Annotated in this window: 11 protein-coding genes and 1 pseudogene; 7 read left to right on the forward strand and 5 right to left on the reverse strand. The window is 61.0% G+C overall.

All coding sequences use genetic code 11. The features are described from left to right. Positions 1-38 precede the first annotated feature (38 nt). The 6 genes and pseudogenes from aroC (at position 39) to lysS (ending at position 5548) form a co-directional block, all read left to right on the forward strand. On the forward strand, positions 39-1175 hold the full coding sequence (aroC, locus tag ACVWXZ_RS08700) for a chorismate synthase (RefSeq protein ID WP_414351901.1): 1137 nt from the start codon (positions 39-41) through the stop codon (positions 1173-1175). 12 nt (positions 1176-1187) lie between these two features. Then, entirely contained in the window at positions 1188-2582 is a 1395-nt protein-coding gene (gene radA / locus ACVWXZ_RS08705; RefSeq protein ID WP_457403476.1) for a DNA repair protein RadA, read from the forward strand. A gap of 240 nt (positions 2583-2822) precedes the next feature. After that, complete coding sequence (locus tag ACVWXZ_RS08710; protein ID WP_457403477.1) at positions 2823-3242, forward strand: hypothetical protein; 420 nt, start codon at positions 2823-2825, stop codon at positions 3240-3242. A gap of 35 nt (positions 3243-3277) precedes the next feature. Continuing rightward, positions 3278-3461, forward strand: a pseudogene (locus tag ACVWXZ_RS08715) (hypothetical protein); the annotation flags it as partial. A 33-nt stretch (positions 3462-3494) separates the two neighbouring features. Then, positions 3495-3962, forward strand: a complete 468-nt coding sequence (locus ACVWXZ_RS08720) for a hypothetical protein (protein WP_457403479.1) — start codon at positions 3495-3497, stop codon at positions 3960-3962. A gap of 50 nt (positions 3963-4012) precedes the next feature. Continuing rightward, positions 4013-5548 carry a lysine--tRNA ligase gene (gene lysS / locus ACVWXZ_RS08725; protein ID WP_457403481.1) on the forward strand — a complete coding sequence of 512 codons (1536 nt, stop codon included), beginning with the start codon at positions 4013-4015 and terminating at the stop codon, positions 5546-5548. A gap of 93 nt (positions 5549-5641) precedes the next feature. On the opposite strand, the gene ACVWXZ_RS08730 is transcribed toward lysS, so the two are convergent. The 5 genes from ACVWXZ_RS08730 to ACVWXZ_RS08750 form a co-directional block, all read right to left on the reverse strand. After that, a complete protein-coding gene (locus ACVWXZ_RS08730) occupies positions 5642-9517 on the reverse strand; it encodes a tetratricopeptide repeat protein (RefSeq protein WP_457403482.1) in 3876 nt (1291 codons plus the stop codon). A gap of 95 nt (positions 9518-9612) precedes the next feature. Beyond that, entirely contained in the window at positions 9613-11238 is a 1626-nt protein-coding gene (locus tag ACVWXZ_RS08735; RefSeq protein WP_457403483.1) for a copper resistance CopC/CopD family protein, read from the reverse strand. Between the two features lie 17 nt (positions 11239-11255). After that, positions 11256-11849, reverse strand: coding sequence for a YcnI family protein (locus ACVWXZ_RS08740; RefSeq protein ID WP_457403485.1), 594 nt, complete (start codon positions 11847-11849; stop codon positions 11256-11258). 62 nt (positions 11850-11911) lie between these two features. Beyond that, positions 11912-12259: a hypothetical protein gene (locus tag ACVWXZ_RS08745; protein WP_457403486.1), complete on the reverse strand. Its 348-nt coding sequence runs from the start codon at positions 12257-12259 to the stop codon at positions 11912-11914. Next, a complete protein-coding gene (locus tag ACVWXZ_RS08750) occupies positions 12259-12600 on the reverse strand; it encodes a c-type cytochrome (protein ID WP_011433133.1) in 342 nt (113 codons plus the stop codon). Before ACVWXZ_RS08750 ends, ACVWXZ_RS08745 begins: the two co-directional genes overlap by 1 nt. Before the next feature lie 135 nt (positions 12601-12735). Here ACVWXZ_RS08750 and dnaG point away from each other — a divergent pair, with 135 nt between their 5' ends. Continuing rightward, a complete protein-coding gene (gene dnaG, locus ACVWXZ_RS08755; protein ID WP_457482404.1) occupies positions 12736-14676 on the forward strand; it encodes a DNA primase in 1941 nt (646 codons plus the stop codon). Positions 14677-14768: the final 92 nt, after the last annotated feature.

A 14768-nucleotide genomic window follows, 5' to 3' on the forward strand; every position in this document is an offset into this window, starting at 1 on the left:
AGCCGCCTGCGAGTAACGGCTTCTTGCTTGGGGATCCCATGGCCAACGGCAACTCCTTCGGTGTCCTGTTTTGCGTGACCACCTATGGCGAGTCCCACGGGGGGGCGGTGGGGGTGGTGGTGGATGGCTGCCCGCCGCGGCTGCCCTTGAGCGAGGCCGACATTCAGGCAGAGCTGGATCGGCGGCGTCCTGGCCAGAGCCCCATCACGACGCCCCGCCAGGAAGCGGATCGCTGCCAGATCCTCTCCGGGGTTTTTCAGGGCTTTACGCTGGGCACCCCCATCCACATCCTGGTGCGCAACCAGGATGCCCGCCCCCAGGACTACCAGGAGATGGCCACCACCTTCCGCCCTTCCCATGCCGATGCCACCTACCAGGCCAAGTACGGCATCCGCAACTGGCAGGGGGGCGGACGGGCCTCAGCGCGAGAAACCATTGGCCGGGTGGCTGCCGGGGCCATTGCCAAGAAGATCCTGCGCCTAGCGGCAGGGGTGGAGATCCTGGCCTACGTGCAGCGGGTAAAAGACGTGGAAGCCCAGGTGGATCCCAGCTCGGTAACTGCAGAGCAGGTGGAGGCCAACATCGTCCGCTGCCCCGATCCCCAAGCGGCGGCGGCCATGATCCAAAAAATTGAGGAGGCGGCGCGGGAAGGGGATTCGCTGGGGGGAGTGGTGGAGTGTGTAGCCCGCCGGGTGCCGCGCGGGCTGGGATCCCCGGTGTTTGACAAGCTGGAGGCCGACTTGGCCAAGGCGGTGATGTCCCTGCCAGCCAGCAAGGGGTTTGAGATTGGCTCGGGGTTTGCCGGCACCTACCTGACGGGCAAGCAGCACAACGACGAGTTTTACATGACCCCCGGCGGCTGGCGCACCCGCAGCAACCGCTCCGGCGGCATCCAGGGGGGCATCAGCAACGGCGAAGACATCGTCCTGCGGGTAGCCTTTAAGCCCACTGCCACCATTCGCCAGCCTCAAAACACCGTCACCCTCAATGGGCAAGAGACGGTTTTGGCGGCGCGGGGACGCCACGATCCCTGTGTCTTGCCGCGGGCAGTGCCGATGGTGGAGGCGATGGTGGCCCTGGTCCTCTGCGACCATCTGCTGCGCCACCACGCCCAGTGCGGATCCCTGGTCTTGCCGGAGGTGCCCCTCCCTGTCGCCGCTGCTCCCCAGGCCTAGGAGTCCCCGGCTATGGCCAAGGCCAAAACCGTCTGGGAGTGCAGCCAGTGCGGCGAGCGCTATGCCAAGTTTTTGGGCCGCTGCGACCATTGCGGCGCCTGGAACACCCTGACGGAAGTGGTCGTCGCCCCAGCGGCCAAGTCCCCACGGGCCCAAGCCCTCGCTCCTAGGTCCAACCGCGCCAATGGGATCCCCCGGTCGGCCCTCCCCCTCTCCCAGGTCTCCTCAGATCGCCACCCTCGCCTCTCCTCCGGCTATGGCGAGTTTGACCGGGTGTTGGGAGGTGGCATTGTGCCGGGATCCCTGGTGTTGATTGGCGGGGATCCGGGCATTGGCAAGAGCACCCTGCTGCTGCAGAGCGCTGCCCACCTGGCCAAGAGCGGGCCCATCTTATACGTGTCGGGGGAAGAATCAGCCCAGCAGATCAAGCTACGCGCCGAGCGGCTGGGGGTGGAAAGCGAGCAGCTCTACCTCTTGGCCGAGACCGACCTGGAGGCCATCGTGGCGGAGATCCAGGCTCTGCAACCGCAGGTGGCGGTGATCGACAGCATTCAAGCCATCTTCTGGGGGCAACTCACCTCGGCGCCGGGATCCGTTTCCCAGGTGCGGGAATGCACCGGCCTGTTAATGCGGCTGGCCAAAAAACTGGGGGTGGCTCTGCTGATTGTAGGCCATGTTACCAAAGACGGATCCCTGGCCGGGCCGAAGGTGCTGGAGCATTTGGTGGACACGGTCTTGTACTTTGAGGGGGATCGCTTCCAAAGCCACCGCCTATTGCGCGCCGTCAAAAACCGCTTTGGGGCAGCCCAGGAAATGGGTGTTTTTGAGATGACCGCCTCTGGCTTGGTGGAGGTGGAGAACCCCTCGCAGCTTTTTTTGAGTAGCCGGGATCAGGCCATGCCCGGAACAGCCACCATCGTTGCCTGCGAGGGCACCCGCCCCTTGGTGGTGGAAGTGCAGGCCCTAGTCAGCCCCACCAGCTACAGCTCCCCCCGCCGCACCTCCACCGGCATTGAAATCAACCGCTTTTTGCAGATCTTGGCCGTGCTGGAAAAACGGGTGGGGATCCCGCTTTCCAAATACGATGCTTACATCGCCTCTGCCGGCGGCATTCAGGTAGCCGAGCCAGCTGCCGACTTAGGGGTGGCAGTGGCTGTGGCCGCCAGCTTCCGGGATCGACAGGTGGATCCCTTGACGGTCTTGATCGGCGAAGTGGGGTTGGGAGGACAGGTGCGCCCGGTGGCCCAATTGGAGCAGCGCTTGAAAGAAGCCAGCAAACTGGGGTTTCGCCACGCCATCATTCCCAACAGTCCCGTTTTGTCAGATTATGGATTGCGCTTGAGCCGGGTGCAGCGGGTGCTGGAGGCTCTGCTCGTGGCTCTGCCCGGTTCCCAGAGCCCAGAATGAGGGCAGTTGCCCAAGAAAATCCCCTTGCACTTCATCCCGTCGCCGGGTTTTGCTGCGCCCTATCTCCAGAGGCTACGCCTGCTGCAGGAACATCGTCGGCTGCTCTGGTGGTGCCTTCATCACTTTCCCGAAGACTTTTGTTACTCTCAAAAAAGGTTACGCCTGCTGCGCGAACAGCTCAGTAGCATGAGTCAAACCCCAGCCCTCAGTTAGCAACACCAGCAACGGATCCCGGTGAGCATGGTTTCCGCACCCTCCAGCCCAGTCCAGCCCTCGATGCCGGAGGCGGCATTTCCTCTGCCAGAGCCACCGGATATTAGTGACCTGGTCATCGAGGATGATGAGCCCGCGGACAGCATTCTCTCCAAAAAGCTGCAGCGCCTGCTCACCAGCGCTCTCTACGCCTCCTTCCAGCCCAAGGCCGAAGACACGGGGGAGCTGATCCCCTTTTTGGCCACAGCCAATATTGGCCTGTTCTCTGCCCTCAAACTGCCTCCCCTGATGCCCGATGTGACGCTCAGCCTGGAGGTGGCTCCCCCCGCCAGCTTTGAGCGCAAGGAAGATCGCACCTACCTGGTCTGGGAGATGGGTAAGCCGCCGGATGTGGTCATTGAGATTGTCTCCAAGCGCAAAGGGGAAGAGCATGACTCTAGTCAATAATAAGCTCAACTATACTGAAAATAATGTATAATATGTTCAGTACGGATTACTACCAGTTGATCTTTCTGTTTACTTTCGAGTCTGCCAACATGGTAGCCAAAGCAAAGCAGAAAATTGGTAGTAAGACGACACGGAAACTGCGCTTTGGGTATTCTACTCAAAGCTTTGCGGGATACCGCCATTCTGGTTGGAAACAAACAGAATGCTATCGCTGCATAGTTGAACAGTGATGTTCAGCAGTGTTCAGCGTAAATGTATCAGCTGGGCCGCAAACGCAAAGACTATGCCCGCGCCGGCGTCAGCTACTACGCGGTCTACGATCGCACAGCGGGCGTAGCCTCTCCCTTGCGGCAACTAAGGGAACTGCAGGGATCCCCTCTGGCCCTTTTTCAGCGGCGGGGAGGTGAGTTTGTCCCCTTCGCGTCCACATGGCTGGAGGACAAAGGACTCCGTCCCGCTAACGCGAAAGGACTCCGTCCCGCTAACGCGATCGGGCTGGGCTTAACCCTCTGGCAGCGATCCTTTGAGGTCGTGAATACCGAATGGCTACGCTGGTGTGATCGGGAGGGGCAGGTTTTGCCCACCGGCGAAGAAAAGGCTGCTCTGGAACAACAGCGCGCTGAGGCAGAACGCCAACGGGCCGAAGCCCTTTTGGAGCTGCTGCGTTCCCACGGCAAAGGACTCCGTCCCGCTAACGCGATCGCACCGCCGGCAGCCTGAAAAATCCCGTCCCTAACGGGGCTTCCATTGTCCATTGCCTATCCACCGCCATGTCCACTCTCCCCAGCAGCAGCGAAGCCGCCCAACGGGCCGCCCGCCTGGAAAAAGCCCAACACCTGCGGGAACAAGGGATCCCGCCCTATGCCTATTCTTTTCCTGTTACCCATCTGGCTGCCGAGCTGCAGGAGCAATTTGCCGACCTAGAGCCCGGCGGCGAGCGGGAGGATGTGCAGGTGGCGGTGGCCGGGCGGATCCGGGCGCGGCGGGTCATGGGCAAGCTGGCTTTCTTTACCCTTCAGGATCGCTCCGGCACCATCCAGCTTTACCTGGAGAAGCAACGGCTGACGAAGCAGATGGGGGAGTTGGCCTTCAAGAACTTGGACAAGCTCCTCGACGTGGGCGATTGGCTGGGGGCCAAGGGCTGCCTGAAGCGCACCGAAAAAGGGGAATTGTCGGTGCGGGTGGACGAGTACCAGGTGCTAACCAAGGCGCTGTTGCCGCTGCCGGACAAGTGGCACGGCCTGCGGGATGTGGAGAAACGCTACCGCCAGCGCTACGTCGATCTCATCGTCAACCCTGAGGTCAAGCAGACCTTGCTCGACCGCGCCCAGATCATCCGCTCCCTGCGGCAGACTCTGGAAGAGCGAGGTTTTGTGGAAATTGAGACGCCAGTGTTGCAGGTGATCCCCGGCGGGGCGGAGGCGCGGCCTTTTGTTACCCACCACAACGCCCTGGATCTGGATCTCTACTTGCGCATTGCCACCGAGCTGCACCTGAAGCGGCTGGTGGTGGGCGGGATCGAGCGGGTCTATGAAATTGGGCGGGTCTTTCGCAACGAAGGCATTTCCACCCGCCACAACCCGGAGTTCACCTCTCTAGAGGCCTATCAAGCCTTCGCCGACTACCACACCATGATGGAGCTGACGGAAACCCTGGTCTGCAACGCCGCCCTGGCGGTGCGGGGATCCCTGCAGCTCACCTACCAAGGGGAAGCCATCGACCTCACCCCTCCCTGGCGACGGGTGACGATGCAGGAGCTGGTGGAGGAGGCCACTGGCATTTTCATCGATGTGGAAAAGGGATGCCCTGAAGAGCTCTTGCCGGCCTTGGCCGCCCAAGGGATCCCCGATCTCTCACCCCAGGACTCCCCTGGCAAGTTGCTGGTCAAAGCCTTTGAGCACTGCTGTGAGAGCCACCTGCGCCAGCCCACCTTTGTTCTGGACTATCCCCTGGAGGTGTGTCCCCTCACCAAGCCTCACCGCAGCAAACCGGGGTTGGCAGAGCGCTTTGAGCTGTTCATCGTGGGGCGGGAGACGGCCAACGCCTACTCAGAGCTCACCGATCCGGTGGATCAGCGGCAGCGGCTGGAGGCCCAGGCAGCCCTGAAGGCAGCCGGCGATGAAGAGGCCCATTTTCTGGATGAAGACTTTCTCACCGCCTTGGAATACGGCCTGCCCCCCACAGGTGGCCTGGGCGTGGGGATCGACCGCTTGACAATGCTGCTGTGCGATGCCCCCAGCATTCGCGATGTCATTGCCTTTCCGCTGCTGCGGCCCGAGACGGGAGAAGTGGCGGAGGGGGCTTGAGCCGATCCCTCTAACTGTCCATTCAAATCCCATCGATTTCTAAGAGAGGTTGGAGGTGGCCGCGGCGACGGCGCGGAGCCTTTGGGAAGTGTCTCAACCTATTTTGAAATAACTAGCGATAACGTCTTCCAAAAGCCGACCTTCGTACCCTTGCATCTGGAGGGCAGCCTGGAAATCCTGGCAGGCTCTCTGCCAATCCCCAAGGGCAGTCCGGGCCAGGGCGCGGTTGAGGTGGGCCTTGAGGTGGCAGGGATCCCTATCGCTCGCGTCAGCAGTGCAGAGTGTTATGGCTTGGTCGTAGTCGCGGATGGCCGCCGAAAAATCCCCCTGTTGGGCGTAGGCCCAGCCGCGGTTGTTCAAAACCCAGACCCGCTCCTGGGGATCCAGCTCCAGTTGCAGCAGTCGGGTGTAGTCTTCTATCGCTTTGTCCGTCTGTCCCTCGCCATCCCACAGGAGAGCTCGGTGGAGCAAAGCAGAGTGCTCCTGGGGGTTCAAGGCCAGGGCCTGCGTGTAGTCGGCAATGGCCAGCTCAGGGCAATTGGCCTGCCGGTGTAGATCCCCCCGTTGACGGTAGGCCAGGGCAGCATCGGCCACCCCCCAGTTCTGGTCGAGGCTCAGAGCTTGGTTGAGATCCGCCAATGCCGCCTCTTGATCCCCCAAAGCCAGATGCACCCTTGCCCGCAAAGCAAAAGCCTGAGAAGCCTGCGGTTGCTGCTGGATCAGCGCCGTGAAATCGGCCAACGCCCCAGCCAGATCCCCCCTCTCTTGGCGACACAAGCCCCGATACAACAGGGCTTCGGTGACCAGCACTTCTGGATCCCCTGGGCTGGCCAGCTCCAAGACCCGATCCCAATCGGCTATTGCCCCCTCCAGGTTGTGGCGCAGGCGGCGGACTTGGGCCCGCTTCAGGTGGGCCTCCAGATAGAGCTGCCGGGACTGTTCCCCGTCTTGGGCCTCTTCCTGGATGACTTGGTCGAAGTCGGATTCAGCCTGCGCGTAGTACCCCAGCTCCAAGGACTCCGTCCCGCTGACGCGATCCTGCTCCGCACGGTTGGTAGGGCCATCGGTGCCGCGCACCGCCAACGTCAACAACAGAGAGCCGCGGGCCAAGCGGGCCATCCTGTGTTGGGGATCCCGCTGCAGCAGACGGTTTAGATCTTGCAAGGCCGCTTCGGTCTGACCCAACTGCTGCAGAGCTTGTCCTCGGTGCCACAGCGCTTCCCTGTGGTCAGGATCCTGCTGCAAAACCCGGCTGAGATCCTGAATGGCGGAATCCCAGTTGCCCACCTGTCCATGGGCCATGCCCCGTCCCAGCCAAGCCGTCCAGTCCTGAGGATCCTGCCGCAACACCTCGTCGTAGTCGGCAATGGCCTCTGGCCACCGGCCCAGCTGTCGGCACAACTCAGCTCGCTCTTGGCGCAGATCCCGCCGTTCCGGCTGCAAGCGCACCGCCTCGTTCAACTGCTCCAAGGCCGCCTGCAGATCTCCCGTCTGGATTTGGGCCCGCGCCAGATCTCGGCGGATATCCGCCTCGGCCACTGCCACCCCCAGCGCCAAAGCCTGGTGGTAATCCTGGATGGCCCCCAGCCCATCTCCCAGAGCAGCCCGCACTTGGCCGCGATGGAAATAAGCCAAGCCCGACTGAGGATCCCCTTGCAGAGCTTGGTCGAAATCGGCCAGCGCTCCCTGCCAATCCCCCAAGCGTTGCCGTGCCATACCGCGGCGCAGATGGGCATTAACCAGCAGCTCCGGCCCGCGTGGGATCCCAGGCCTCGCCGCCCACTGCAACACCTGCGAGAAGTCCTCACAGGCTGCCGGCCAATCTTCCCGCTCAACATGGAGTTGGCCGCGGTTGAGGTAGAGCTGAGGGTTCTGCGGATCCCGCTCCAGGGCAGCTGTATAATCCCGCAGAGCCGCTAGGGGATCCCCCAACAGCCAATGGATTCGCCCGCGGCTGCTGTAGGCACTGGCATCTTGGGGATCCAAAGCAATGGCCTGGTTCAAGTCGGACAAAGCCGCTTCAATGTTGCCCAAGTCCAGGTGGGCAATGCCCCGGTTGAGGTAGGCTTTGGCCATTTGGGGATCCAGCTCCAGGGCGCGGTTGAAGTCTGCCAGAGCGCCGCCGGGATCCCCCAGCCCCTGACGGGCCAAGCCCCGGCAGAGATAGGCCCGCGACAGCTTAGGATCCAGGCGGAGAGCCTGTTCACAATCGGCCAGCGCCGACTCCAGGGCGTTGCTGCTCAGGTAGGCCATCGCCCGCTGCAAGTAGAGATCCGCCTGGGCTGCCGCCTCTGCCTCAGGTAGCTCAGTGGCCTCAGCAGACCGTAGGGATAGGGCCTGAGAAAAATCTTCAACGGCCCCTTGGGGATCCCCCAACGCTTGTCGGGCCAGGCCCCGGTGGTAATAGGCTTTGCCGTGGCGAGGATCCAACTGCAGCGCTTGGGTGTAGTCCTCGACGGCCCCTTGCAAATCTGACAACTGGACCCGCGCCACTCCCCGGTTGAAGTAGGCTTCCCCGTCCTGAGGGTCCCGCTTGATCACCTCGGAAAAATCGGCTGCTGCCCCCTGCGCATCTCCCAGATGGCCGCGCACCACGCCGCGGTTGAAATAGGCCCGCACATCTTCCGGGTTGAGCTCAATGGCCCGCGAATAGTCTTCGATGGCCTGCTGCTGCTGATTGAGTTGCCGGTAAGCATTGCCACGGTTGTAGTAGGCCACCGCCCATTGTGGGTTGAGGCCGAGAGCCTGGGTGTAGTCGGCAACAGCTCCCTCGTAGTCCTCCAGCCGGTAGCGGGCAATGCCGCGGTTGAAATAGGCGCGGGCGTCCCCTGCCAGTTGAATGACTTGGGTGTAATCTGCGATGGCCCCTGCCAAGTCCCCACTTTTGTAGCGGGCGCTGCCCCGCTGGCTGTAGGCGCGGCTATTTTGGGGATCCAATTGAATGGCCAACGTACAGTCGGCAATCGCCCCCTGGAAATCCCCTTGGCGGGCTTTCTCCTGTGCGCGGGCCAACAGGCGCGTCACCAAAACCTGATCCACCGAAACATCGCCGAGCGTCGCCTCTTGGGGAAAAGGCAACAGGGGCCGCAGCGCCTCCAACACTTCAGCAGCGGACTGGAAGCGCTCTTGCCAGTGGGGGCAGATCAGGCGATCCAAAATCTCGGCCAGCTCCTCGCTGACCTGAACCAAATCCCGCCAGAGCAGTTGGCCGGTGCGGGGATCATCCCGGATCTTATGGGGAGGACGACCGGTGAGGGCTTGGATGGCCAGCACCCCTACGGAGTACAGGTCGCTGCAGGGCTGGGGCTTGCCGTTGAGCTGTTCGGGCGCCATGTAGCCAACCGAGCCAATCACCGTCGCCAACTGAGTTTGGCCGGGGGCATGGCTGACCAACCGCCCCACTTCCTTGACTGCCCCAAAGTCGATCAACACCAACTTGCCATCGGCATCGCGGCGCATCAGGTTGGCCGGCTTGATATCCCGATGGACGATCTGGTGGGCGTGTACATGGCGCAGGATCTCCAAAATATCCCACAACAGTTTCAAAACCTCGGCCTCGCTCAGCGGCTTGCCCGGGATCAGCTCCTGGCTGAGATCATGCCCGGCAACAAACTCTTGCACCAAGTAAAAATCCTGATCCTGCTCGAAGTGGGCCAAAAGGCGGGGCACCTGGTCGAAGTGGTTGAGCCGGTTGAGAACCTTGGCTTCCCGTTCAAAGAGCTTGCGAGCCGTGGCCAACGTATAGGGATCCGTGGAGAGGGGGCGAAGGCGCTTGACGACGCAAGGGCTATCGAAGGTGTCTTGATCCACCGCCTTGTAGGTTACGCCAAACCCTCCTTCCCCGAGGGGATGGAGAATGCGATAGCGTCCCCTGAGCACACTTCCCGCTCTGATCTTGTCTTCCATAGCCAAGCCAGTCGCCTGAGCGGCGCAGCCTTTTGCCACTACGAGCTGGCTCGATTCTGCCACAGGCCGACGCCCTTGGGCGGAGCAACCCACAGCTCCTATCCAGGGTCTTTTTCAGCTTTTTCTTTTCGCGATCTTCAATGTCTGTAACAATTCAGTCAGAGAGAAACCGCGATCTGACCTCGCCGCTCTTCAAAATCGCTGATCAGCAGTCTCACCTCGATCTGCCATTCCCCCGCCAGGGCTAGGGGCACATTTTCCACCACAAATTGGCCAGGCCCATCCGGCGCTACAGTGCGGCGTAGAGGGGGGATCCCGTGTTCTGGCAGGGAAAACCCAAGGGTCAATTCCTGGGCCGGGACTCCCTTCACCTCAGCCCGAATTTGATTTTCCCCAGGACGACAGGGCAGAATCCTCAGGTGCAGGCTGCCTTCCGGCCAGTTCAAGCTCTCTTCACAACTGGTCTGCCAACCTGATTCCAGGGGGGATCCCATGCCGTGCCTTCCATGACTGGGAGGAGCCTGGGCCACCAGGAAGCTGGTCAAGGCCAGCACCAGCATCAGCCCCACCAACTCCAGGCGGACGATCCGGCGCAGCGACCGGCCCGCGGCCTGTCCACCTTGCTGTAATCCCGGCACCAGCCGAAACTTGTTGTGGGCGCCCAGCCCCACCATCATCAGCACCAGCAGCAGCTTGGCCCAGAGATACTGGCCGTAGGGATGATCCCAGTGCCAGCCGCGGTGGATCCCACCCATCCCCACCCCCGCCAGGATAAGCCCCGGTACCGCCCAGGTGGCCACGTCAGAAAACCGTTGGATGATGCCTACAGATGGGTAGGGAGCAGATTCCTTGCCCAGCAGGCGCTCCAGCCCCCACAACCCTCCCAACCAGAAAGCTGAACCGGCCAGATGCAGCCCCAGCAGCGCCATTGTCCCCATCGGATGCTCACTGGTGAGAGCATGGCCAATGGGCAAAAAGGAGCCGAGCACCAACACCGACCCCATACCGCTGGCCCAGACGGCACCTCCCTCACAGGCCCAGATCAGGATCCCTAGCCCCACCAGCCGCAGTCCTGTACCCCAACCGTAGGGAGAAAGCATCACACGCAGCAGCTCTCGCCCATTAAAGTAAGGGTAGAGCTGGGCCAAATGCAGACTGAAGGCCACCACGGTCAAGCTGAGGGTGATCCAAGCTGTCGCAAAAGCCCAAGATAAGGGCTCCGCCCCGCTGACGCGATCGGAATCGGCGAAACTGCTCCGCTGCCCCCGCAACAGTCGCCACCAGCCCAGCACCCCCACCACAAAAAGGCTGCCCAAGTAGATCCCCCAGCGTACCCCCACCAGCGGCCAGTACAAGGGATCCCTTCCTTGGGCGTGAGCTGTCCTCGCCGCCTGCAATTGCCCAGGATCGGCTGCCCCCACCTGGAAGGCAAACGATCCACTCACCGGATGGGAATCGGCAGAAATGGCCCGCCAACTGACGATGTAAACTCCCTCGGGGATCCCCTGCGGCAAATCCCCCTGCGGTGCCTCACCCCTGGTCACCCGATTTTCCAAGGGCAGAGCTCGTCCGTTGCTGTCTAAAACCTGGAGCTGTGTGATCTGCACCGGCTCATTGAAAACAAGCCGCACCTGGGCCGGAGCTTCCTGCAACACTGCCCCATCCTCCGGGAAGGTGGATAGCAAGCTGGCATGGGCAAAAACGGCCTGGATCCCGGCCAGCCACAGCAAGAGGCAGAGGATCCCAGACCAAATCCAAGCAAAACCCCTTTTGGGATGAAACATGCTCCTAAGCAGACCGCTTAGCGGGTACCGTGACCATGCCCATGTCCATGCCCGTGGCCGTGCCCATGTCCACTGTCTCCACCCGTCAGCTTCAGCAGCGGAGCCGGCTCCGGCAAACTGTTGGGATCCTCGCCAGGCTGAGCCACCTGAATCCAGCGGTACATGCCCTGCTCGCACTCCTGAATCACTGGGATGGGGATGACCTCACCGGGGCGATTCGGCAGCTTGAGGCTGATGCTGAACTCATCCATGAACTCATCGGGCAGCGAGCCGCCGCTCCAGATCACCTCGGCAACCGTTTCGGTAATCATCTTCCCATGCGACTCATAGGGGGTCTCCAGCGGCTTTTTGACCGTCTCGATTTTCCACAGGGGATGCACCATCGGCTTCACAGAGACGAATCCCTCCGGGATCTGCACCCGCAGGCGCACGGTCGGGGATCCATCGCAGCCATGGGGCACCCGAAAGGTGAGCTTGGCATAGCTGCCCGCCGTGGCCTCTTTGGGATGGACGGTGACATGGGCCCAGGCAGAAGAAAGGGGCAAACAACTCATTCCCAGGGCCAGCAGAGATTTCTTGGCCAGGGTCAAGTAACTTTGCAGACTGAACATTCGCAGATGCTCCTTACAAACCTGTAGAGAAAGAGAAAAATGCAGTGTTTGTTGGTCAAAACCTAGGGATGGTGATGGGATCCGTGGGATTCCGTTATGCTCATGCTGTGCTGTCCCCAACTGGAGAGGCCCATCGACACCAGGCCGGCACTGGCCAAGCCCATCGACACCAGCCCGAAGGAGAGCGCTCCCATAGCCACCAGGCCGACAGAGAGGATGCCGTGGGTCACCACGCCGATGGCCACCACCCCATGGGCGGAAATGCCCACCGCCACCAAGCCATGGGCTCCCACGCCAACCGACAAGATTTTGCGGCGGGATCCCTGTCCTTCACATCCCTGCTCGTGAGGCAGCCGCTCCACTGGTCTCCCCTGGAGCAGGGCTGGATCTTGAGTCCTCTCTTTGGACACTAGCCTCTACTCCAGTTGTGCTCAGCGCGATCCAAAACGTAGGCCGCCACCGCCTCGATCTCCTCCGGCTTGAGAATCTTGGCAAAAGCCGGCATGGCCCCTTTGCCGTTTCTCACTTGGGCCTGGATCAGCTCAGGGGTGTCTACGTGGTACTCATGAAGAGCCGCCAGAGAAAGGTTTTTCGCTGCCACCAAAGTGTTGCGCCCGTTCAAGTGACAACCCACACATTTGGCCTGAAAGACCTTGGCTCCCAAGGCCAAATCAGGCTCAGCAGAAGCCATTTGCGGGCCTAAAAAGAGGGCAAATACTGCCACCAAAAGCCCGATAAAAAGGTTGATCATTCGCATTTTCATCTCAGGGACTGACCGAAAACTAGCCTTTAAGGCCCGCCCATTATCCCAAGCCCGTTGGGCCAGGTCAAAAGACAGCCTGTCGAGTTTCCCCCGGCTACTATAAGGTCAGGATCCCCCGAAGCCATGAGCGGTCTGCCCCCCGATTTCATTCAGTTGGTGCGCCAAAAGGCCGACCTCGTGGAAGTGGTGGCCGAAAAAGTGGTGCTGCGCAAGCAGGGAAAGAACTTCGTTGGGCTTTGCCCTTTCCACAACGACCACAAACCCAGTTTTCAGGTCAGCCCCAGCAAGCAGATCTACAAGTGCTTCTCCTGCGGGGCAGGGGGAGATGTGCTGCGCTTTGTCATGCAGACCGAGCATCTCTCCTTTGCTGAGGCCGTGCGCCACTTGGCGCGGCGATACCACATACCTCTGCCCACCCGCAATCCCGAGGCGCAGCCCTTGGGATCCCTTGATGAGCGGGAGCTCTCCCACCGGGAAAAGCTGCTGGAGATTTTGGCCATGGCTGCCGATTTTTATCGGCATGCCCTCCGCTCCCAGCTAGGATCCGCCGCCCGCCAGTACCTGCACAGCCGCCACCTGAGCGAAGAAACTTTGCAAAAATTTCAAATCGGCTTTGCTCCCCCCGGCTGGCAATCTCTCTACGAATACTTGGTCAACCACAAGCGCCAACCGGTCAAACTTTTAGAAGAGGCTGGATTGCTGGTTCCCCGCCAGCAGGGATCCGGCCACTACGACCGCTTTCGCAACCGGATCATGCTGCCCATTTTCGATGTGCAGGGGCGGGTGATCGGGTTTGCCGGCAGAGCCTTGGGGGAGTCAGGACAGCCCAAGTACCTCAACTCTCCAGAAACAGAGCTTTTCAACAAAAGCCAGGTGGTCTATGGCCTCAACTTTGCCCGCGATGCCATTGCCAAGGCCGATCAAGTCCTGGTGGTGGAAGGCTACTTCGATGTCATCGCCCTGCATCAGGCGGGGGTTGCCTATGCCGTAGCCGCTATGGGCACCGCTTTGACGCCCCACCAGGTGAAGACCCTGCTGCGCTACACCCAATCGAAGCGGCTGATCCTCAATTTTGATGCGGATCGGGCCGGTTTGAACGCCGCCAACCGAGCCATTGAAGCCGTTGAAGAACAAGCGCGGCGCGGAGAAATTGAGCTGCGCATTCTCACCCTTCCTGAGGGCAAAGATGCCGACGAGTTTTTGCGGGAGTACAAGAGCTCGGCCCCGCCGACGCGAGCGGTTTCTGAACTGCAAACCCTGATTGAGCAGGCCCCCCTGTGGCTGGATTGGCGAATTGAACAGGTGTTGGCCGGTCGGGATCTGAGCCGGGCCACCGATTTTCAGCAGGCCCGTCAAGCCCTTGTGCAACTGCTGGCCGGTTTGGGTGGACAATGGCGCTCTTTGTATTTGCACAAAGTGGCAGAATTGCTCAGCCGCGGCAACGGTCGCCTCAGTCGAGATTTGGAAGAAGACCTGCGCCGAGCCGTGCGGCAGTACCGCTGGGCCAAACCCCGGCAACCTTCCCTCAATAAGGGATCCAAACTCTTGCAATCTGAGTCCCATCTTTTGCAGATCTTTCTGCATTTTGGCGAGTATCGCCGCGAAATTCGGCAAACTTTGCTGGAGCGAGAGCTGCAATTTAGTTTTCGCCCCCACCGGGAGCTGTGGCAGCGGATCTTGGAGCTGATCTCGGCTCAGCCGGAGCTGGAAGAGCAAGAAGAGACGTTGCTGACGGCTTTGCGCACCCTCTGTGCCCAAGATGAGCAGCTCAACGAGCGCCTCAGCCATCTGCTCTGGTTGGACGAAAATACCCGCGTAGCCCTGATGCGTCCGCAGATGGTGGTGCGGGCCGCCATTGCCAACATGGAGCTGGAAATTCGCCAGAAGCGCCACCGCTACTGGACCCAACTGTGGGATCAAGCCTTTTCCGAAGGCAACACTGCCCTGGCCGCCCAGTACCAGGCCAGCATCCAGCAGGAATACCAAGCGATTCAGGCGCTGCAGCGGCAGGTGCAACTGAGCCTGGAAGACATGTCGGAAACCCCACTGGCCGAAGATCTATAGTCATTTCGATTCAAACTAGGTTGTGTTGATCTTTCATTTGAGCCAAAAGAGAGCACTGACGAGATAGAGAAAACTCAAGAAGTTCCTGGCCA

This window comes from Thermostichus sp. MS-CIW-38, from assembly GCF_054058415.1.